Annotated in this window: 18 protein-coding genes and 1 tRNA gene; 10 read left to right on the forward strand and 9 right to left on the reverse strand. The window is 36.7% G+C overall.

The features are described 5' to 3' along the window. Window positions 1-8: 8 nt before the first annotated feature. Entirely contained in the window at window positions 9-3,296 is a 3,288-nt protein-coding gene (locus tag B0G92_RS06780; protein WP_180326409.1) for a DEAD/DEAH box helicase family protein, read from the reverse strand. 239 nt (window positions 3,297-3,535) lie between these two features. Here B0G92_RS06780 and B0G92_RS06785 point away from each other — a divergent pair, with 239 nt between their 5' ends. Continuing rightward, window positions 3,536-5,182, forward strand: coding sequence for a recombinase family protein (locus B0G92_RS06785; protein WP_101471538.1), 1,647 nt, complete (start codon window positions 3,536-3,538; stop codon window positions 5,180-5,182). Window positions 5,183-5,398: 216 nt separating this feature from the next. Here the strand turns inward: B0G92_RS06785 and B0G92_RS06790 are convergent. Continuing rightward, a tRNA-Pro gene (locus B0G92_RS06790) sits at window positions 5,399-5,473 on the reverse strand. A 162-nt stretch (window positions 5,474-5,635) separates the two neighbouring features. Here B0G92_RS06790 and trxB point away from each other — a divergent pair. After that, on the forward strand, window positions 5,636-6,583 hold the full coding sequence (trxB, locus tag B0G92_RS06795) for a thioredoxin-disulfide reductase (RefSeq protein ID WP_056069686.1): 948 nt from the start codon (window positions 5,636-5,638) through the stop codon (window positions 6,581-6,583). A gap of 71 nt (window positions 6,584-6,654) precedes the next feature. On the opposite strand, the gene B0G92_RS06800 is transcribed toward trxB, so the two are convergent. From B0G92_RS06800 to B0G92_RS06825, 6 genes are all read right to left on the reverse strand, one after another. Further along, entirely contained in the window at window positions 6,655-7,488 is an 834-nt protein-coding gene (locus tag B0G92_RS06800) for a GIN domain-containing protein (RefSeq protein WP_101471539.1), read from the reverse strand. Between the two features lie 148 nt (window positions 7,489-7,636). Further along, window positions 7,637-8,377, reverse strand: coding sequence for a head GIN domain-containing protein (locus tag B0G92_RS06805; protein ID WP_101471540.1), 741 nt, complete (start codon window positions 8,375-8,377; stop codon window positions 7,637-7,639). A gap of 2 nt (window positions 8,378-8,379) precedes the next feature. After that, entirely contained in the window at window positions 8,380-10,185 is a 1,806-nt protein-coding gene (locus B0G92_RS06810; RefSeq protein WP_101471541.1) for a PspC domain-containing protein, read from the reverse strand. A gap of 5 nt (window positions 10,186-10,190) precedes the next feature. Then, window positions 10,191-10,520: a PadR family transcriptional regulator gene (locus B0G92_RS06815; RefSeq protein ID WP_056069700.1), complete on the reverse strand. Its 330-nt coding sequence runs from the start codon at window positions 10,518-10,520 to the stop codon at window positions 10,191-10,193. Window positions 10,521-10,560: 40 nt separating this feature from the next. Continuing rightward, on the reverse strand, window positions 10,561-11,331 hold the full coding sequence (locus tag B0G92_RS06820; RefSeq protein WP_101471542.1) for a GIN domain-containing protein: 771 nt from the start codon (window positions 11,329-11,331) through the stop codon (window positions 10,561-10,563). A gap of 102 nt (window positions 11,332-11,433) precedes the next feature. Beyond that, on the reverse strand, window positions 11,434-11,976 hold the full coding sequence (locus tag B0G92_RS06825; protein ID WP_101471543.1) for a DUF4870 domain-containing protein: 543 nt from the start codon (window positions 11,974-11,976) through the stop codon (window positions 11,434-11,436). Window positions 11,977-12,221: 245 nt separating this feature from the next. Here B0G92_RS06825 and B0G92_RS06830 point away from each other — a divergent pair, with 245 nt between their 5' ends. Together B0G92_RS06830 and B0G92_RS06835 are read left to right on the forward strand one after the other, a co-directional pair. Then, window positions 12,222-12,674 carry a DUF4442 domain-containing protein gene (locus B0G92_RS06830; protein ID WP_056069703.1) on the forward strand — a complete coding sequence of 151 codons (453 nt, stop codon included), beginning with the start codon at window positions 12,222-12,224 and terminating at the stop codon, window positions 12,672-12,674. Between the two features lie 94 nt (window positions 12,675-12,768). Continuing rightward, window positions 12,769-13,674 carry a TIGR01777 family oxidoreductase gene (locus tag B0G92_RS06835; protein ID WP_101471544.1) on the forward strand — a complete coding sequence of 302 codons (906 nt, stop codon included), beginning with the start codon at window positions 12,769-12,771 and terminating at the stop codon, window positions 13,672-13,674. Window positions 13,675-13,851: 177 nt separating this feature from the next. Here the strand turns inward: B0G92_RS06835 and B0G92_RS06840 are convergent, their stop codons facing one another. After that, entirely contained in the window at window positions 13,852-14,526 is a 675-nt protein-coding gene (locus tag B0G92_RS06840) for a YceI family protein (RefSeq protein ID WP_101471545.1), read from the reverse strand. A 177-nt stretch (window positions 14,527-14,703) separates the two neighbouring features. On the opposite strand from B0G92_RS06840, the gene B0G92_RS06845 reads away from it, so the two are divergent. The 6 genes from B0G92_RS06845 to B0G92_RS06870 all read left to right on the forward strand — a co-directional run bounded on the left by B0G92_RS06845 (window position 14,704) and on the right by B0G92_RS06870 (window position 20,814). Then, window positions 14,704-15,282 (forward strand): nucleotide exchange factor GrpE, encoded by a 579-nt coding sequence (locus B0G92_RS06845; RefSeq protein ID WP_101471546.1) that lies wholly within the window; start codon window positions 14,704-14,706, stop codon window positions 15,280-15,282. A 54-nt stretch (window positions 15,283-15,336) separates the two neighbouring features. Continuing rightward, window positions 15,337-16,455: a molecular chaperone DnaJ gene (gene dnaJ, locus B0G92_RS06850; RefSeq protein ID WP_056069715.1), complete on the forward strand. Its 1,119-nt coding sequence runs from the start codon at window positions 15,337-15,339 to the stop codon at window positions 16,453-16,455. Window positions 16,456-16,650: 195 nt separating this feature from the next. Beyond that, complete coding sequence (locus B0G92_RS06855; RefSeq protein ID WP_101471547.1) at window positions 16,651-17,574, forward strand: ABC transporter ATP-binding protein; 924 nt, start codon at window positions 16,651-16,653, stop codon at window positions 17,572-17,574. A 68-nt stretch (window positions 17,575-17,642) separates the two neighbouring features. Beyond that, window positions 17,643-18,947 (forward strand): ABC transporter permease, encoded by a 1,305-nt coding sequence (locus B0G92_RS06860; protein ID WP_101471548.1) that lies wholly within the window; start codon window positions 17,643-17,645, stop codon window positions 18,945-18,947. A gap of 22 nt (window positions 18,948-18,969) precedes the next feature. Further along, entirely contained in the window at window positions 18,970-20,133 is a 1,164-nt protein-coding gene (locus tag B0G92_RS06865; protein ID WP_056069722.1) for a sigma-54-dependent transcriptional regulator, read from the forward strand. A gap of 42 nt (window positions 20,134-20,175) precedes the next feature. Continuing rightward, window positions 20,176-20,814, forward strand: coding sequence for a DEAD/DEAH box helicase (locus B0G92_RS06870; RefSeq protein ID WP_101471549.1), 639 nt, complete (start codon window positions 20,176-20,178; stop codon window positions 20,812-20,814). The last annotated feature ends 8 nt before the right edge of the window (window positions 20,815-20,822 follow it).

The raw sequence follows: 20,822 nt of genomic DNA on the forward strand, positions 1-20,822 counted from the left end.
TATTTTCATTATTCACTGGTCATTACAAAGAAGCTATTCCCTGTCTTTTTTAATAGTAAATCAGTTGCTCCAAGTAATTTCAAGTGTTCTGTTTCTTTTTCAATAGCCTTTTTAGAAATACCTGGTTGCACAACATAGATATTGAATTCAAGTTCACAATATCCTGATGTTATCATATTTAATAAGGTATTCATTTCTTCATCCCCGCCAATTTCGTATCTACTTGTTTTTCCTTGGTTAATCCGTGAATTTTGGCGTCTAACCATATGTTGCAGAAGCTCATAAGTGGTATGTCTCCAATGAAAGCTTCTTTGTGCTTGACCACAAACCTCATATAGATCCTTTAAGCGACCTCCACTTTGTGATTTTGATGAAAACTTACAATGGTACAAGTCTATTTTTATTCTGCTGTCGCCACCCTCCCAAAATTTTATCGCTACAATATCACTCGCTTCATTGGCATCATCGTCGTCAAATATTATTTTATAATCAGTATTAGATTTTAGCTTTTCAATAATATGATATTGAATTGAGTCTGCTCTCTTTTCCTGTTTTTGTGATTCTTTCCGAATGTCTGTACCTGTCCATTCTAAAGCAAGTATTTTGGAGGTATCAAAAAGGTTGATTTTCCCTTTAAAAGGAAAGAAGATATTATTATACATTTTGGAATTGTCATGGAACCAAGTCACAGGAGGAAAATCATAAAATAATTCTGCTATATCTATTTCGTTTCCTTTGTAAGTAATTACAAAAGGCATAGTTCCAACCAATTCATATCTATAACCACGTCCAATCTTGGGATCTAATACAAGTTTATAGTCGATGGCATTCTGATTCGACTCTATCGAGAATTCAACATAATCACGGCCATAAGAGTTCAATTTAACATTAAAATCAACTACAGGAATACCTCTGTGCAAAGTCATGGAGGTATAAGCATATAATTCTTCGTTCCATTTCATGGCTACAGGAACTTTGTTCGCAGGAAGTTCTGTAATCAATTCTGGTTTCTGAATGAATTTGAAAATGTCTTGTGTATCTATGGAATCATCCAAAAGCTTGTTACCAAGACTATCACACCATTGGCAGAAATCGGGAATACTTTTCACCAATTTAGTCCAAACTCTACCTTTGGAGGAGCAACCAATTGTGACCTTATCTCCATTCTCATAGCCGACTCCGAAAAGATTTGAACTGGATTTAGTATCCTTGTCCAATTCATCCAGACCACTCACGATAGAATTCCCTGCATACATAGTGAAACTGATGGGACCATCTAAAGTAGACTTTAAACCTAAATTAAATAGCTCTAATTGAAATACTCCATCCAGGCACTTATAGATATCAGCCTCATTAAACAAACTTTTATTGGCACCTACAATGGCTTCGGCAAGTTTATCATGTGTTGTTCCATTATTTGTACTGTTTATATAGAGTAGTTTCTGTTCTTCGTTCAGATATACTATATAGAGATCATATTGACAGTTTAGCAAATCGTCTATTTTCCCCCATTTTACAGGATCCACTTTTTTTGCAACAATAACGAGTAGATTTTTTTCTTCATGTTCTACTGATACTGTTTCATATTTTTCTTCATTAAAACAAGATGTATAATTCTGTGGTTCCCATTCGATCTTATCATCAAATAACCTGAAGACAACTGTGCTCATCGCTGGCGTTATATTTCGCAATGGAATTTTTGCCGGGATCTCAGCATCTGAAAAATTCTGAAAAAAGTCTTGTTCTTCTTTTACTGAGCCTATTATATCTTCATTCGCCATACTGATAATTTTATCCCAGTCCGAATCTTTTTGATATAATTTTTTCAAAGTCCCCTTTAGCTCCGGATCTGCAATATTGGCTACTATAGACGCATTGCCCAATTTTAATATTGATTCGCGCGTAAACCTTCCAAAGAACTGAAATGAGGTTGTGATGTTTTTATGCAAATCGTGCAATGCACAAATTTTTAACTGAGGAAGGTCAAATCCTTCTCCAAGCATATCTACACATACAATTATTTTATGTTTTCCCGCAATAATGTCTTCCAATATTTTCTTGCGAATTGTCTGTTTAATACCACTATGAATAAATACCGGATTGTACTTCTGATATGGTTTGTAGATTTTTTCAAACACCTCTTCAGCTTTAGACATTGTATCCACCCTTGCCATCAGTATATGGTCGTATTTTTCCTCTATATCTTTTTCCAAAATGGAAATTGCTTTCTCTGCAATAAGTTGATCAGATTTCAGAGGGTTAAATTCTAGAATAGGATGAAAAACAATTTGTTTGTAATAATTGTCTCTTTGGGCGAGTGAGAGGGGATAATCATAAATCACCTTACCTTGTAAACGTTTCTTGTCATTTCTAAATGGAGTCGCCGTGAATAACAAAATAGGTTTATTAAAAGTTTCAAATTGTACTTTAATGTTATTCCACTCTTTTGCCTGACTATGGTGTGCTTCATCCATAATTAAAAGATTGCACCAATTAAGCAATGCCCCCTTTATTTTCGTATCACCACTCAGTATCCCTGTAATTATTTGCGGAGTGGAAATAATTACATTTGATTCAAACAAAGTATTTGCATCGTCTATGCTTTTTATACCCGTTTTTAGGAAACCTACAATAGGGTTTTTGGCAGAAGAGGAAACAATCTGAAACCTTTTATCTTTGAGAACACCCAGAGATTTGAATTTATTGAAAATTTGGGTTCTCAATGAGGCCGAGGGAACGACTACCAATAAGCCCTGACACTTTTCTGCTATAGTTAAGCATAGCATTGTTTCAGTCTTACCTGTTCCAGTAGGCATTACAACTACAGCAGGTTTGGTTGAAATACTCCAATGTGAGAGGATGGAATGTAATGCACCAATTTGTGGAGGTCTAAGTCCAAATTGAGTAATATTACCAGTTTCATCTTTGACTTCCTTTTTGTAATTAAATTTCCCTTCCCAAGTCTGAAGGATATTTTTGTGATCAGGAAGTTTTATATACTCTGCTTTCTTTTTACATTTCGAAAGAATTGCAATGGTCAGTTTTTCATACTCTTCAAGCAATGTGAATACAGCATCATAATTTTGTGGGATCTGGCTTTTAATTGTTGAGATAAAATACTTTGAACCATTTTCGGAAAGAAATTCATATCCTGAAAACTTACTTCCATTAAATTTCCTTATAATGCCTTGTTCAACTCCAATATAATATTCTTTTTTATTGCCGTTGATACTTTTTATATATGTACAATTGAAAATAATTTCAATTTTTTCCTCCGGAAATAGGCTGTTCATCATGACTTAAATTTAACATATTTACAAGTCAGATATCAACTATTATATTTTTCCTATGACCTTATTGGTTTATATTCTTCAATCAATCTAAATATACAGACTTTCAACAACTTGTATTACCTACAAATATATTAAAAAAAGAAATTGAGCAATTACGGAAAACCGTATTTACACAATAATTTCAAGAGTTTAATTGCATAATTAATTTTCCATTAATACGCTCACGTTATTATTAGAAAATTATGTCAACAGCAATTATTTACATCCGTGTCAGCACAGACGAACAAGCACAAAAAGGATACTCTCAACGTAGCCAAGAAGAAAAATTAAATAAATATTGTAGAGACAATCATATTGAAATTGTCCAGACCATATTTGAAGATCATTCGGCAAAAAACTTTGACCGACCAGCCTGGACTTCAATGATAAAAGAATTAAACATGAATAGAGCTACAAGACCAAACCTTATTCTATTTACTCGCTGGGATAGATTTAGTAGGAATACAGCAAATGCGTATTATACAATAACCCAACTTCAAAAGATTGGAATTGAACCCCAAGCTACAGATCAACCTTTGGATATGTCAGTACCTGAAAACAAAGTATTATTAGCAATGTATATAGTCACAGCAGAAGTAGAGAATGACCGAAGGTCTTTAAACATTAAGCAAGGCATACACAAAGCCAAAAAGGAAGGAAGATATATGGGGCGAGCACCTATAGGTTATCTCAATATATCGTTACCAGATGGCACAAAAACAATCGTACCCCGTGAGCCAGAGGCAACATTGATCAAAAAGGCATTTCGAGACTTCGATGAAAATATATCAGTTCGTTCTTACCACAAAACCGTTCTTAGAGGTGGGTTAAAATGTAGTTTAAATGCTTTCTTCAATATACTTCAAAATCCAGTCTACTGTGGTAAAATAAGAGTTCCATCTTTAAATGGAAAAACTATAGTAGAGGTTCAAGGAATCCATAAACCTTTAATTTCAATAGAAATTTTTGATGAAGTACAATCAAGAATTAAACGACGCGACAAAAAATACATTAAACAAAGCGACAATAGTGAGCTTATGTTTAGAGGAATACTCAGTTGTCCTCTTTGTTCAAAAAAAATGTCTGGAAGTGGTTCAAAAGGAAGGTCCAAAAAGTACTTTTATTATCATTGTTCTTCTTCTTGTGGTTATCGAGTAAGGGCAGATCAAGTAAATGAAAACTTATTATCAGGGATTCGTTTGCTAAAACCAAATGTGGAATATACTCCAATTTTCGAAGATCTTATCAGAAAGATTTATGGCAAATTGTACGAACAAAAATCTATTGATAAAACCAATATCAATAGATCATTATATAAAATGATAGAACGAGTTGCTAATGCAAGGGAACTTTTAGTAAAAGGTACAATTGACGAAGAAGATTACCATTCAATAAAATCAGACTGCGAAAATAGAATTGGCATCTTAGGCACACAACTCAATGATGCTTATAAACTTGATATACAGCAGAAGCAGAGTTTAAAAAAGCTTACGAAATGTTTCTTAAAGCCCGCTCTTATTTTTCGTGGTACAGACAATTCCATAGAATTAAAAGTTGCTTCGTTGTTCTTGAATAAAGATTTTGTATATAGCGATGCCGACTTTACAAGTCACTTGAAAGATGAGGTTCGGATCGTTTATGTATCTCAGCACTCTAATACAAAAGAGAACTTTGAAGAAGCAGGAGTCATTAAAAACATTAGCAAAGAACAAGAAGATATAATCTCGAATGTTATAGAAATTGAACTAATCAAAGGGAATAAAATATCAACTCAAAATGCCACTAAGGTTTTATCCTTCCTGTTAAAACTTGCAGAAATTTGCATTTCTATCAAAATCAAGATCGGTTGAAAAAAAGAAAATATTTAAAAGCGTGGACATGGTTCGAATCCTTTAAACATATTCCCATATTCTTGACTTTTGACTCAAAATAAGCTCAAAAATACTGATATGGTGATTCTTTAATTAAAGGGAATTTTTACAGGAAGCCTTGCTATAGTAATAAAAAAGGGATTAAAATGAAAAATGGCACCATTTGTCTTCCAATGGCACCATTTGTCGTTTTAGTCGGGGTGGCAGGATTCGAACCTGCGGCCTCCTGCTCCCAAAGCAGGCGCGATAACCGGGCTACGCTACACCCCGAAAAGGTGAGTGCAAATATAAGACTATATTTTTATTCTGCAACAGAAAAAAAAGAAATAAGAGAATATTATTTTTAGATAGTTAAAACTAATCCGTTTATGCATTTAATCTTTCGATAAAAATGTACTTTTGCGTTGGAAAAAAATAATTCACTATACTATTATGTCTGATACTATTGAAAAAATAAAATGTTTGATTATAGGCTCCGGGCCTGCTGGATATACTGCTGCAATTTATGCCGCCCGTGCGGATATGAAACCTGTTATGTATACCGGTATGGAACCTGGGGGACAATTAACCACCACGACAGAAGTTGATAACTTTCCTGGCTATCCGGAAGGTATTGACGGGCCAACCATGATGATACAACTACAGCAACAGGCGGAACGTTTTGGAACAGAAGTTAGAATTGGAATGGTTACTGCTGTTGAATTTTCAAAAGAAAAAGGAGGGTGGCATAAAATTACGGTTGACGGAAGCAAGGAAGTCCTTGCTCAAACGGTAATTATTTCTACCGGAGCTACGGCAAAATATCTTGGATTGCCAAGTGAACAAAAATTACGCGGTGGCGGAGTTTCTGCCTGCGCGGTTTGCGACGGATTTTTCTACAGAAACCAGGATGTTGCCATTGTTGGAGCAGGAGATACCGCTGCCGAGGAAGCCACCTATCTTGCCAATATTTGTAAAAGCGTAACCATGCTGGTTCGAAAAGATGTGATGCGAGCTTCTAAAGCGATGCAGCACCGTGTTGAAAACACACCTAACCTGAAAGTGCTTTTTAATACAGAAGTAGAAGAAGTTGTGGGTGACCAGGTAGTAGAAGGTCTAAAAATGATTAACAATGCAACAGGTGAAAAATCGGAAATTGCTATTACCGGATTATTTATCGCGATAGGGCACAAGCCAAATACAGACATCTTTAAAGGACAGTTGGATATGGATGAAACGGGCTATTTGATTACGTCCGGAAAAACAACCAAAACAAACCTTCCGGGAGTTTTTGCTTCGGGCGATGTTCAGGATAAAGAATACCGTCAGGCAATTACTGCGGCTGGTTCAGGCTGTATGGCAGCTTTGGATGCAGAACGTTATCTGGCAACATTACATTAATCTACAAATGTATACGATAAAAAAATCCGGGCATTGCCCGGATTTTTTATTTATGATTGTTGTTTGCGAGACTATTTGATTGGCTTTTTCATAAGTACCGCGCTGTCGGTAAAATTTTTGATTTCAATTTTCTGGTCACCATACAACTGCAATTCTGATTTGCCTCCTGCTTCTATGATGGCTTTTACACTAACCTGTATGCTTCCGTTAGCATAAGCTTCGGTAATGATTTCAGCATTTTTGGCATTCAGGTTTTTTCCTGTAAAATTAGCATTGTTGTCCAGACGTAATTTTAAATCCACGATATCGCCTTCAATAACTGCCGTCGATTTTTGGTACATATCAAATTTTAGAGATTCAGAAGAAATCAGTGCTTTCATATTGGCACTTTTACTCAGTTCGACTGCCGCAGTTTCTGCTTTTACATTCAGTTCTATTTTGGATTTGTCGTTGGCAAAAATGGTAAACCAACGCGACTTGACATTTAAAAACAGTTTTGTATAGTCGAATGTCTTAAAGGTAATGTTATCCAGTTCAATGTCAGAAAGCGCGTTAATTGTTGCTTCATTTTTCGCCGTCACCATTTTAAAGTCATCGGTATACGTAACCTTGACACTTAGTTTCTTATAGCTGGTTACATTTTTCGTGGTTGTAAGGCGCAAAGTACCTCCGTTCAGGCTGGATTCGATTATTTCATGAAGATTTTCATCTGCCTCAATTTCCAGCGCATTGTTATCACCCTTGACAAGGAAGATTTCAATATTGTCTTCTACTTCCAGGTTTTCAAAACTTTGGATTTCGCGGGGTGCTATGGTAACGACTTTGGTACCTTTAATTCTTTCCTTGCTTTGTGCAAAGGAAACGGCTGTTGTCAAAATGACGGCAAATAGAATAAGTCTTCTCATTATAATGTAAGGATTGTTTTCACAAATATAAATAAAGATTGCTAACGTTTTGTGGAAGGATGAATTTTTAGGAACTTGTCTTTTTATGGAGGAAATAACAGAAGTTATAAGCAAAAAAAATCCCGATAAAAACTATCGGGATTTTTAATTATTCATTTTTGCTGATACCGCCTCCGGAATCAGCATTTTGTTTTAATGAGTTCCTTGGAGTATTGTTGTAGCTTATATTTCCGCCACTGCTGGCTTCGGCATCCAGTGTCAGAATGGGGTGGGCACTAATGGTAGCAGCACTGGAAGCAACGGCAATAACGTCATTTGCTAACAATTGATCAGCATCGATTTCGCTGGCGCTGGAAGAATCGGCTTTAAATTTTAGGGCTTTGCCTTTTAAATCTACAGAACTGGCACTACTGCTGTTGCAGGTAAGTTCGTCGGCTTCAACGGCAATATCAATTCCGGCGGCACTGCTTGCATCAACCAAAAGTTTGTCGGTTATCAGCGTACCTATGCTGGTAATTTTTGAGGCACTGGACGCTTCGAGGCTAACAATTACAGGCAGTTTTACTTTGATTTTTCTGGCATCAATATTTCTGAAGGTATTGGAATCTGCTTCAATATGGAGTATTCCGTTTTCAACTCTCGTTATAATATGCGAAAGCAGATTTTCATCAGCTTCAACAACTACCTGATAGGCATCGCCCTGTTCTACTTCTACTTCAAGGGCGTTGCTTACGTTGATTCCTTTAAAACCGGTTACATTTCGAGTCTCTACCCTAACATTTCCACTGCCGGTTATTGTTCTTTCATTTGTGTAACGGCATGAAGAAAAGAACAGTGCAAATAGCAGGGCTATAATTAATTTCATGAAATAAATTATAATTCGAATCATAATTAGTTGTTTTTAATGATTACTCCGTTTTTATCCATTTTTAAACCTTTTGGCTTATTACCTTGTGGTCCTTCTGTTCCTTCTTTTTTTATTTGTACGCTTTTGTCATTAATTGTTACAGTTGTTGAAGAATTTTGGCCATTCTGTATATTCTGGCGTTGCATTTCACGCTCTACCTCAAGTCGGGCCTCTTGTTCCGCTTCTCTGGCTATTTGTTCTTCATCAATCCAGACTTCTCCTTCTCCCTCTCCATGTACATCCGCACAATTTAAGCATTTTACCTGAGAAGATTGCATTTGATAGATATAAATGTCAGAATCAAACCACAAGTCAAAGAAACCATTATCTGTATGGTCGTAATTTTGTACGGTCATATCCGGTTTGAAGTAGGTTCCTTCCGGAAGATACAGGAAGATTTCTACTTTTTGATGGCGGTATTTGTTTTTGCTGTCAGTTAGCAGGTAATTGTCCAGTAGTAACTGATTTCCTTTGAATTTGTAGCCGTAATTGATTTTTTCAGCTCTTTCTCTGGCGGCAGCAAACGATTTGCCTTCTGCTTTTTTCTCTATCTGGATGTATGGCGTTTTTTCATCGGTTTTCAAAATACGCAGGGTCACATTATTGGAATAGATAACCATTGTTTTTGCGGAATCTTGTGCGAACAGGAAATCTTCCCTGTCATAGATGCTTTTTGCAAAATAGTCATTGTATGTAAATTTGATTTGTAAAGTATCTTTCGGATTCAGGTCGAATTTTTGCTTTTGCACTACTTTGGCATCAAATGCTACTTCTGTGGCTTGCTGTAATCCTAAAGCGACTAAGGTTCCAATTGAGATTATCCAAAGTGCCAGTAAAGTATATTTGGCAGGATTTCCGATAGACTTCATATTGGTAATCAATAGTTTCAATCCCAATATCAAAAGGAAGAAGAAAGGAATTCCAATAGCTATCAGAATTAACATTCCAACAATCCAAAGTGGCACGTCTGTAAAATTGTCGATATAGCTTTGCCATGGAAAATCTACCATTGAAAATGAACCGGCAGTGATAAATCCGATTACAAGTGATGCCAACGTTGCAGAAGCAACAACAACAAGAAAAGCACCAATTAATTTTCCAAAAATAGAGAAGATTTTAAGCAGAACGTCACTTAGACTGCTCCCGATTCTTTCACCGGCATTTCTGGCCTGGTTGCCAAATTTGTCGTAATCTACATTTTTGAATTTTTCAGAAATAGTGTCGAATTCCTGACGGACTTTTTTCTCAATATTTGAAATTGTTACGGGTTCACCGGTCATCTCCAACTTTTCGGTTGTGGTGATGGCTGCCGGCATTAGAATCCATAAGATAATGTAGATTAAAAATCCTGTACCAAAGCCCAAAAGAAGGATTACCATGATAATACGTAACCATAACGGGTCGATTCCAAGGTAATGTCCAAACCCAGCCAATACACCACCCACCATTGAATTGTCTTTGTCGCGGTATAACTTTTTAGTTCTTCTTCTGGAAAAGTTATAGGCAGGTTCTGCCACTTCCTCATCATCAATTCGGTAGTCTTCCGGCTGTCCCATTACCGTAATAATCTCTTCTACATCCTTCAGACCTACGACTTGTTTTTCGCCACGGTTTTTTTCGGTAAGCAATTCAGCAATTCGCATTTCGATATCCTTCATAATCTCGTCTTTTCCGGTTGAGTTTGACAAGGAACGCTTAACAGCTTCGAAATAGCGATTTAATTTTTGATATGCATCTTCATCAATATGAAAGAACATACCTCCTAAGTTAATATTTACTGTTTTGTTCATGATGATTATTTTTGGCTGGTTATAATGTTTACGGCATCAGACAATTCCGTCCACGTGCCATTTAATTCTTTTAAAAATTGTTTTCCTAATTCGGTCAGGCCGTAATATTTTCTTGGCGGCCCCGATGTCGATTCTTCCCAACGATAGTTCAGAAGACCGTCGTTTTTCAATCTTGTCAGCAACGGATAAACCGTTCCTTCTACAACAAGCAGTTTGGCATTTTTTAGAGTGTCAAGTATTTCTGAAGTATAAGCATCCTTCTCTTTTAAGACGGATAAGATACAGAACTCTAACACTCCTTTGCGCATCTGGGCTTTAGTGTTTTCAATGTTCATATATGTGCTTTTAAAATTTTAATTAATTGTGTTTTTTACTTTATTCAGGAGTATTCCATGTAATGGCTCCGGATTTGTTGACAATGGCAAAAGAGTCATAGCCTGTTTTTAAATTCTCCGGATTTCCGAAAAAGGTTATCGAAGAAGCATCTGTGGCTTTGGCAATCTTCTCTCTGGCATTGAGCAGGGCAGATGATTTTGTGTCTGCCGTTGCCGTCATCTTGTCGACAAAGAAATTTTTAGCATTACAATAAGCGCCTGAACTTGTATTGATGGTTGCTTTTTTGGCTTTCCCTGTAAGGCTAACCGTTGCACCGCTTTTGAACATTCCGGTAAAAGAATCGGTTTCAAATCTTCCGCTGAAAAGAGAACCCGAACTCACTTTTACACTAACTCTTGAATTGGGAAGTACGGTTCCCCTGAAATAAGAATCGGATAAAATTTCGATTTTAATATCGTCTGAAGTTACCGGATTTTCAAAAAATAATTTTGATTTTGAAGAGGCTTTGAACGAATTGACATTTTTAGCCGCCACGAAAACTTTTGAAATGCTTTCATTTTGTTTTTTATTTCTTTTTACATGATAAATTCTTAAGGTTTTTCCATCTGTCTCAGTAATAATGGAATCAAGTCCATCTTTGCTGTCTCCCTCTACTCGTATTGAATTTTCGTCACTTTCCATATAAAATAATTCAATTCCTGATTCTACTTCTATTTTTGAAAAATCATTGACTTTTCTGTTTTCTGATACCTGGGCATAGCCTGTCAAAGCTGCCATTGCCATTGCTGTTGTGATGATGAATTTTAACATAACTGTTCGTTTTTTGATTGATGATTGATGATTGATGATGATTGATTGATGGTTTTTGGATGATTAGTCCTGATATTATATTTTCTTCATGGCTTTGGATGGTTAAACTGTTTCGCTTTCTGATTGATGATTGATTGATGATTCGTTTTCTTCTGAAATTTCAGTTTTGTTTTCCTCTTTTTTCTCTGTCTTAAGAAAGTTGATGGTTAGCGGATATTTGTATAATTCTCCGTTTGCGGCTTTGATAGATGCATAAATTATTAAGAAGAATTCGGCAACTTTTAATGTAAAGAAGAGAACTGCTGCGGTTATGCCTATAATCACAATTCCGGTAATATGCTCCAGATGAAAATTATCGATTATAAAGTCATCGTTGTAGACAATGGCGTTGATAGGTATGTTTTTGAAAATAGTAACGATGAAAATCGGAATAGCAATCAGGCATAATAGTAAAGAATACAATAGAAGACTAAGTTGAAAGTTGATGGTTTGTCTTCCATGATGGTCAATATAGTCCGAATCTTTTTTACTGGCTCCCCAAATAATTATCGGAAAAATATAATTCCCAAATGGAATAAAATATTGTGTCAATGTACTTAAATGTACAAAGGCGCTGGTCGTTTTTTGATTTGATGATGTTTCCATGATGTAAAAGTATATAATAATATCCTATGCAAATATATGGCTAAAAAACAGTATCTTGTTTTACATAGTACTTATATTTAACAAAAAATTAACAAATACAAAATCTTTAAAAATAAATTAAGTACCTGATATTTAGTATGTAATGCGTTTTTTGTCTTTTATCTGCCGTCTATTTATCTATCATCTTTTTTATCTTTTTCCTCCAAATCAATTAATATTTAGTATATTTCAAAAAAAATAAACTGATGGAATTTACAGCCGGAAAACTCAATAAATTTCTTTTTTTTAAACTGCCTTCTGCTTTTTTGTGCGGTGTAAGAGTACAGAAAATCGATTTGGAGCGTTGTGTCGTTACCGTGAAGCATCGATGGATTAATCAGAATCCTTTTAATTCGATGTATTTTGCTGTTCAGGCCATGGCGGCAGAATTATCTACCGGAGCTTTGGTCATGTACCATATAAAAAGAAGCAACAGAAAAATATCCATGTTGGTTGCCAACAATAAAGGGAATTTTACAAAAAAAGCAACGGGAAGAATTGTTTTTACCTGCCAGGATGGACATCTGATTGAAGATGCCGTAAAGCGTACAATACAAACCGGAGAAGGGCAAACCTTCTGGATGAAATCTATTGGTATTAATGAAAAAGGGGAGCAGGTTTCCGAAATGGATTTTGAATGGAGTATAAGAGTGAAGTAATTTCCTGACAGGACTTTGCCGTTAAACCTACCTTAATTAACATTTTATTACGCTGATGCACTCGTAAATTTGACATACAGAAAATTTATACGCTATGAAAATTTTGATTACAGGAGCAACGGGTCTGATAGGAACAGAGTTAGTTTCCCTGTTATTGCAAAACGGAATCACAATCCATTATCTGACCACTTCTAAAAAAGAAATAAAAAATGAGCCTAATTATCAGGGCTTTTATTGGAATCCGCAACAAGGTGTTATTGATGAAAAGGCAATTGTAGGGGTAAATACCATTGTACATTTGGCCGGAGCGTCTATTTCTATGCGCTGGACTTCAAAAAATAAACAGGAAATTATCGAGAGCCGTACTTTAACCACAAATTTGCTTTACAGGATATTGAAATCGCATCCGCATCAGGTAAGGCATTTTGTTTCGGCATCCGCCATAGGAATTTATCCGGACAGCCTTACTGCTTTTTATACAGAAGACAATAAATCGGTTGATAATTCATTCCTGGGGCAGGTAGTAGTGAAATGGGAGGAAGCTGTCGATAACTTTAAAAGATTAAATATTAAGGTTTGTAAAATAAGAACCGGCCTTGTGCTTTCCGAAAAAGGGGGTATGCTGAAAGAATTGCTCAAGCCAATAAAAGTTGGAATGGGTTCTGCTTACGGTTCAGGAAAGCAATGGCAATCCTGGATACATATTCATGATTTAGTGCATTTGTATCATTTTGCCATCCAGCACGAATGGGAAGGTGTCTACAATGCTACTGCTCCAAATCCGGTCGATAATCATGAGTTGGTCAAAAAAACGGCTGCTATTCTTGAAAAGCCTTTTTTTATGCCTAATGTCCCGGAATTTCTTCTCAAACTGCTTTTGGGCGAAATGTATATATTGCTGGTTTCAAGCCAGAATGTTAGTTCGCAAAAAGCTCAGGACAACGGGTTTGTATTTAAATACAGGACTTTAGATAAGGCTCTGGAAAATCTTTTAGGCTGATAAAAATAAATCAGCAATCACTCTTTAATAAACTTTGCGATTCTGCTTCTTTGCGGCAACTATTTTACGCAAAGGCGCCGCGCCGCAAAAGATATAACTTATCAGGATATAGAGTTTCTTAAAAATAAAAAGAGCTCCATTTCAACAAATGGAGCTCTTTTTGGGGTGAATTAACAATTATTTCTTAGCAGTAATGCTAACCTTAAGTTCGATGTCGTCATTGATAAATTTGTCTCCCAGATTGTCAAATACAGATTTTGACCCGTAGTTCACATTCCAAAGCGTTCTGTTGATAGTAAAAGGGTCGCTGACAAGTGTCACCGTATTTCCGTCAACAGTTACGGTAGCAGGAAACTTTACGTTTTTTGTAATACCTTTCATGGTCAGGTTACCTTCTACAGCCGTTTTTCCGTTTTCAGTCACGGCTTTTGTAATTTCAAAAGTAGACTGAGGATATTTTTTTACGTTGAAGAAATGGTCAAAGTCTTCTTCAGTACCACCAGTTCCTTTTAAGTGGCCTTCCAAATCTTCTTTTCCGTCACCGGCTTTCAGGTCGGTTACGGTAATCGTATTCATATCAATAGTAAATTTACCGCTATCCAATACATTGTCTTTTATAGAAACCGTTCCGTCACTAAGATTAATTGTTCCGGTATGTTTTCCTGTCGGTTTGGAACCGGTCCAGTCAATTTTTGAATTCCCTTTGTCAACTGTATAGGATACAGCTTCACCAGATGCTTCTTTTACAGCACCCGCTTCAGTAGTTTCGGCTTCAGCTGCTTTGTCATTTTTGCAGGAAACTGTCAGGGTTAATGCAGATAAAATTAATAGAGATGCGATACGATTCTTCATAAGATTTAATTTTTTAGCTTAGCAAACATATCAAATTCAGGCCAAAAATATCTTAAAATTATATTAAAATCAAAATGTTTTCAGGGTTTTAGGTTCTAATATAGGAGAAAAAAAGCGTGACAATTTGACATTTTAAAACAATTGGCAGTACTTTTGCAATCCCTTGAAAAGCAGAAAATGAAAATTAAGAATATATTTAAAAGTAAAAATACTATGAATGCTGAAAATCAAGACAAAGAGCAGGAAATCGATGACGCAACTTTAGAAGCTAACGCAAATGGAGAGCAGTTAATTGTTGAAGAATTAAGCGTTGAAGAGCAACTGACCCAGGATTTGGCAGCCGAAAAAGACAAGTTTATCCGTCTTTTTGCAGAATTCGAAAACTATAAAAGAAGAACTGCAAAAGAACGAATTGATTTATTCAAAACGGCCAATCAGGAAGTTCTTCTGGCATTATTGCCTGTTTTGGATGATTTTGACAGGGCTCAGGTTGAAATTTCGAAATCCGGTGACGAAAACCTTCTAAAAGGTGTTGAATTGATTCACGAGAAACTAAGAACAACTTTGGCATCAAAGGGTCTTGAAGGAGTTGACGTAAAAGCAGGTGATTCATTTGACCCTGATTTTGCGGAGGCAATTACACAAATCCCTGCACCTTCGGCCGATTTGAAAGGCAAGATTGTTGATGTTGTAGAGAAAGGATATAAATTGGGCGACAAAATTATCCGTTTCCCTAAAGTGGTAATCGGACAGTAATGACTCGTCATGCTGTAGAAAATCCTACAGCATTTCAATGCTAAAAATGAAAAAATGAAACAAGATTTTTACGAAATATTAGGAATTTCAAAATCTGCAGATGCTGCTGCAATCAAAAAGGCATACCGAAAGAAAGCAATAGAATTCCATCCTGATAAGAATCCGGGAAATAAGGAAGCAGAAGAAAATTTTAAGAAAGCGGCAGAAGCTTATGAAGTTTTGAGCGACCCTCAAAAGAAGGCAAAATACGACCAGTACGGACACCAGGCATTTGATGGCGCAGGTGGTTTTGGTGGCGGAGGTATGAATATGGATGATATTTTCAGCCAGTTCGGAGATATTTTCGGCAGCGCTTTTGGAGCCGGTTTTGGTGGTTTCGGAGGTGGAAACTCGGGTCCGCGAAGAGTGAAAGGAAGCAATTTGAGAATCAAGGTAAAACTGACCTTAGAGGAAATTGCCAATGGTGTTGAGAAAAAGGTAAAGGTCAAAAGAAAAGTACAGGCTAAAGATGCCCATTATAAAACCTGCCCTACCTGTAACGGTCAAGGTCAGGTAATGAGAGTTACCAATACAATTTTAGGAAGAATGCAGTCGGCAACAACCTGTCATACTTGCGGTGGTTCGGGTCAGGTGCTTGAAAGCAAGCCTAAAGATGCGGATGCTCAGGGAATGATTATGGTTGATGAAACCGTTTCTATCAAAATTCCGGCCGGTGTAGTAGACGGAATGCAGTTAAAAGTTTCCAATAAAGGAAATGATGCGCCGGGAAGCAACAGTATTCCGGGCGATTTGATTGTTGCAATTGAAGAAGTCGAACACGAATTTTTAAAACGTGAAGGCGAAAACCTGCATCTGGACTTGTATATAAGTTTCCCGGAAGCTGTTTTGGGAGTCACAAGAGATATCGAAGCAGTAAACGGAAAAGTAAGAATCAAGTTGGAAGAAGGTATACAGTCAGGTAAGATTCTTCGCCTGAAAGGCAAAGGAATTCCAAGCATCAACGGTTATGGAAATGGTGATTTACTGGTGCATGTAAACGTTTGGACACCAAAAAATTTGAATAAAGAACAAAAACAATTTTTTGAAAAATCAATTACAGAAGAAAATTTTATCCCAAAACCAGAGAAGAGTGAAAAATCTTTTTTTGAAAAAGTTAAGGATATGTTTTCATAATAATTCAAAAATTTTTATATTTGGAAATTACTAGGCAACTAGTAATTTTCTTTTTCATAGCAATTTTTCCCATCCTTGTGCAAATAGGGGTGGGTTTTTTTTTGAAATTCGCATAAATTTTGCCTTCAAATTCCTTATTTTTACAGACTCATGGACCTTTAGGCCCTATTGAAGAAATAAATCCAAAAAAACATAATGAGTAACATACTTGAAGTTAAAAATGTAGTCAAGCAATATGGCGATTATACTGCCTTAAACAATGTTTCGCTACAGGTTCCTAAAGGGAGCATATACGGACTTCTTGGTCCTAATGGCGCTGGAAAAACCTCGCTAATCCGAATTATCAATCAAATAACAATGCCGGATAGCGGCACTGTTTTTTTGGATGGGGAACAATTAAAGCCGGAACACGTTCAGCATATTGGATACATGCCGGAGGAAAGAGGTTTGTACAAAACTATGAAGGTTGGCGAACAGGCACTTTATCTTGCCCAGTTGAAAGGACTTTCAAAAGCGGAAGCCAAAAAGCAGCTGGATTATTGGTTTGACCGACTTGAAATTCAGGGTTGGTGGAATAAAAAAATTCAGGAACTCTCAAAAGGAATGGCTCAAAAAATCCAATTTGTAGTAACCGTTCTGCACAAACCCAAACTTTTGATTTTTGATGAACCTTTTAGCGGTTTCGATCCTGTGAATGCCAATCTGATAAAGGACGAAATCCTGGAACTGAAAAAACAGGGTTCTACAATTATCTTTTCTACTCACAGAATGGAAAGCGTGGAAGAGCTTTGTGATGATATTGCCTTGATTCACCGATCCAATAAACTGATTGAGGGAAAACTGCATGACGTCAAGAAAGAATACAGAACCAATAGTTTCCAGGTAGGGATTATGACTTCAAATGTAGAAGGATTGATGTATCAGCTCACTCAGAAATTTACTGTTGGACAGACCAGCTTCAAGACACTCAATGACGATTTAAAACTGGAAGTACAGATTGGAGATTCTTCACCTAATGAATTGTTGAATATCCTGACGCAGATGGGTCAGGTGACACATTTCGTGGAAAAAATACCAAGCGTTAACGATATTTTTATCCAAACAGTAAGCGATAAATAGTTGCGGTTTGAAAGCATTATATCATGCCAAAAATCACTAAATCATAAATCGGAAATCTAAAATCTAAAATGAGCGTATTATCACTAATCATAAAAAGAGAATTTGTTGCAAAGGTTCGTAACAAATCATTTATCGTCATGACTTTCCTGAGCCCTTTGCTTATGGTAGGGCTTGTGGCATTTGTAGCCTATCTGAGTACGATGAAGTCAGATGTCAAGGAAATCGCAATCCATGATGAATCCAATCTTTTTGTCAAGGAATTCAAGAATTCAGACGAATACCATTATCTTGACCGTTCCAATGTCGATTTAAAAGTATTGAAAGACAGTATTATGGCCGAAAAATATGAGGCTGTTTTGTATATTCCGAAAGTGGATGACAATAAAGAACTGTCCAAAAAAATACAGTATATTTCTAATGACAGTCCAAGTCTTTCCTATATAGACGATTTGGAAAGCATTATTGCCCAAAAACTCACAAAATCTAATTTTGAAAAGGCCAATCTCGATACATTGGCCATCAGAAATGCCGAAGCACAGGTGGACATTAGCCTTGCAAAAGCATCGGGTGAGGAAACGGTAAAAGGACTCAACGAAATCAAGATTTTTATAGGAGCCGCTTTTGGTTACCTTATTATGATGTTCATCATTATTTACGGAAATATGGTGATGAGAAGCGTTATCGAAGAAAAAACCAATCGTATTATTGAAATTATTATTTCATCTGTAAAGCCGTTCAAGCTAATGTTGGGTAAAATTATTGGAACTTCTTTGGCGGGCGTACTGCAATTTGTAATCTGGGCATTACTTGGAGGAATATTGTTGTTTGTCGTTTCGGTATTTCTAGGTATTAATATAGGGGCATCTTCATCAATGTCTCCTGAAATGATGGCGACGGCTAATGAGGGAATTTCTGGCAATATGCAGCTTTATGTCAATGAATTTAGAAATCTGCCAATAGTAACATTGCTGGTTTCGTTTATCGTTTATTTTATTGGAGGTTACTTTTTATACAGCTCCATTTATGCAGCAATTGGTGCTGCCGTTGACAATGAAACCGATTCGCAACAATTCCTTTTGCCAATCATCCTTCCATTAATGCTTGGTGTTTATGTAGGTTTCTTTAGCGTACTAAACGACCCTCATGGAACCGTAGCCACCGTATTCTCATTCATTCCGCTTACCTCGCCAATTGTCATGCTGATGCGAATTCCTTTTGGCGTGCCGTGGTGGCAAATAGTGGTTTCTCTGGTATTGCTGTTCGGAACGTTCTTTTTGGTGGTGTGGTTTGCTTCAAAAATTTATAGAATTGGTATTCTGATGTATGGCAAAAAACCTACCTGGAAAGAACTTTACAAATGGCTTAAATATTAAACGCAAAGTAAAAGATTAAGATATGCCCAAAATATTGATTATAGAAGACGAAGCAGCAATCAGGAGAGTACTCGTGAAGATTCTTTCTGAAGAAAATGATTCGTATGTTGTTGAGGAAGCCGAAGACGGCCAGCAAGGACTTGAAAAAATCAAGAATGATGATTATGACCTGGTGCTTTGCGATATCAAAATGCCTAAAATGGACGGTGTCGAAGTTCTCGAAGCCGTAAAGAAAATCAAGCCTGAAATTCCAATGGTGATGATTTCCGGACATGGTGATTTGGAAACGGCCATCAATACGATGCGTCTCGGGGCTTTTGATTATATTTCAAAACCGCCGGATTTGAACAGGCTTTTGAATACCGTTCGCAATGCGCTTGACAAAAAGAAGCTTGTTGTTGAAAACAAAATATTGAAGAAAAAAGTAAGCAAGAATTATGAGATGATTGGCGACAGCGAAGCCATCAACCATATCAAGCAGATTATTGAAAAAGTAGCCCAGACCGATGCAAGGGTTCTGATTACCGGGCCAAACGGAACCGGAAAAGAACTGGTAGCACACCAGCTTCATGAAAGAAGCGAACGTTCTGCAGCACCTTTAATTGAAGTAAACTGTGCTGCGATTCCTTCGGAATTAATTGAAAGCGAATTGTTTGGGCATGTTAAAGGAGCCTTTACTTCTGCCGTAAAAGACAGGGCAGGGAAATTTGAAGCAGCAGATAAAGGAACCATCTTCCTTGATGAAATAGGAGATATGAGCCTTTCTGCCCAGGCCAAAGTATTGCGTGCCTTACAGGAAAACATGATCACGAGGGTAGGTGCCGATAAAGATATTAAGGTAGATGTGAGAGTGGTTGCCGCTACCAATAAAGATTTGAAAAAAGAAATCGAGGAAGGCCGTTTTCGTGAAGATTTATACCACAGATTGGCCGTTATTCTGATTAAAGTACCCGCGTTAAATGACAGGCGCGATGACATACCTTTATTAATACACCATTTCACTGAAAAAATAGCAGCTGAACAGGGAAATGCACCTAAACAGTTTTCTGATGAAGCCATAGCACTTTTGAAAGAATATGATTGGACAGGAAACATCAGGGAATTAAGAAACGTTGTGGAACGCTTGATTATTCTTGGCGGAAACGAAATTTCCGAAACAGATGTAAAGCTTTTTGCCAGCAAATAACAGCTTCCCTGGGAATGCATTCAGGACGTTATACAATATAAGATGAAATTAAAAAAAATAAACGAAAAGCTTCAAATAGCTTTGGTTGAAAACGGACTTGTTGAGGCCAACGAAATGCAGCAGGAAACTTTTTCAACCATAAAGAGTGGTGCTGATTGCGTCATTATTGCACCGGAAAAATCAGGAAAAACGACGACATTGGTCATCAATGTAATCCAACGACTTGAAAAAGCATTTGAGGAATCTCCCAGAGCCCTGATTGTTGTTGAAAGCAAAGAGAAAATGCTGGAAATGAAACAGCTTTTCGAAAAATTAGGCAACTATACAGATCTTCGTGTGTATGGTGTTCATGACAAAGGCGATATTGATTTTGATAAAAACCAGATTTCTCTGGGAATCGATGTTTTGATTGGAACGCCAAACCGTTTGAGCGATATGTTTTCATCAGCAGGATTTGATGTCAACCGCTTGAAAATGTTCATTATTGAAGATACTGATGATTTGCTGAGGTTGCGTTTTGATACCAAACTGGCAAGGATTTCAGAGTCAATGGGCAAAACACAAAGAATTTATTTTTCAGAAAATATCACAGAAAGAGTGGATAGCTTTGCAGACCGGACAATGGTCGAGCCTCTGTTTTTTGAGATGGATGATTGGGAAGAGGAAGAAGAAACAGAATAACACAACTA

Origin of the sequence: Flavobacterium lindanitolerans (genome assembly GCF_002846575.1) — a bacterium.
In the GTDB taxonomy this organism is placed as follows: Bacteria; Bacteroidota; Bacteroidia; order Flavobacteriales; family Flavobacteriaceae; genus Flavobacterium; species Flavobacterium lindanitolerans.

Excerpts from the sequence above, each read along its gene's own strand:
- B0G92_RS06780 (WP_180326409.1), bottom strand. The coding sequence starts at position 3,296 with ATGATGAACAGCCTATTTCCGGAGGAAAAAATTGAAATTATTTTCAAT.
- B0G92_RS06785 (WP_101471538.1), top strand. The coding sequence starts at position 3,536 with ATGTCAACAGCAATTATTTACATCCGTGTCAGCACAGACGAACAAGCA.
- trxB (WP_056069686.1), top strand. The coding sequence starts at position 5,636 with ATGTCTGATACTATTGAAAAAATAAAATGTTTGATTATAGGCTCCGGG.
- B0G92_RS06800 (WP_101471539.1), bottom strand. The coding sequence starts at position 7,488 with ATGAGAAGACTTATTCTATTTGCCGTCATTTTGACAACAGCCGTTTCC.
- B0G92_RS06805 (WP_101471540.1), bottom strand. The coding sequence starts at position 8,377 with ATGATTCGAATTATAATTTATTTCATGAAATTAATTATAGCCCTGCTA.
- B0G92_RS06810 (WP_101471541.1), bottom strand. The coding sequence starts at position 10,185 with ATGAACAAAACAGTAAATATTAACTTAGGAGGTATGTTCTTTCATATT.
- B0G92_RS06815 (WP_056069700.1), bottom strand. The coding sequence starts at position 10,520 with ATGAACATTGAAAACACTAAAGCCCAGATGCGCAAAGGAGTGTTAGAG.
- B0G92_RS06820 (WP_101471542.1), bottom strand. The coding sequence starts at position 11,331 with ATGTTAAAATTCATCATCACAACAGCAATGGCAATGGCAGCTTTGACA.
- B0G92_RS06825 (WP_101471543.1), bottom strand. The coding sequence starts at position 11,976 with ATGGAAACATCATCAAATCAAAAAACGACCAGCGCCTTTGTACATTTA.
- B0G92_RS06830 (WP_056069703.1), top strand. The coding sequence starts at position 12,222 with ATGGAATTTACAGCCGGAAAACTCAATAAATTTCTTTTTTTTAAACTG.
- B0G92_RS06835 (WP_101471544.1), top strand. The coding sequence starts at position 12,769 with ATGAAAATTTTGATTACAGGAGCAACGGGTCTGATAGGAACAGAGTTA.
- B0G92_RS06840 (WP_101471545.1), bottom strand. The coding sequence starts at position 14,526 with ATGAAGAATCGTATCGCATCTCTATTAATTTTATCTGCATTAACCCTG.
- B0G92_RS06845 (WP_101471546.1), top strand. The coding sequence starts at position 14,704 with ATGAAAATTAAGAATATATTTAAAAGTAAAAATACTATGAATGCTGAA.
- dnaJ (WP_056069715.1), top strand. The coding sequence starts at position 15,337 with ATGAAACAAGATTTTTACGAAATATTAGGAATTTCAAAATCTGCAGAT.
- B0G92_RS06855 (WP_101471547.1), top strand. The coding sequence starts at position 16,651 with ATGAGTAACATACTTGAAGTTAAAAATGTAGTCAAGCAATATGGCGAT.
- B0G92_RS06860 (WP_101471548.1), top strand. The coding sequence starts at position 17,643 with ATGAGCGTATTATCACTAATCATAAAAAGAGAATTTGTTGCAAAGGTT.
- B0G92_RS06865 (WP_056069722.1), top strand. The coding sequence starts at position 18,970 with ATGCCCAAAATATTGATTATAGAAGACGAAGCAGCAATCAGGAGAGTA.
- B0G92_RS06870 (WP_101471549.1), top strand. The coding sequence starts at position 20,176 with ATGAAATTAAAAAAAATAAACGAAAAGCTTCAAATAGCTTTGGTTGAA.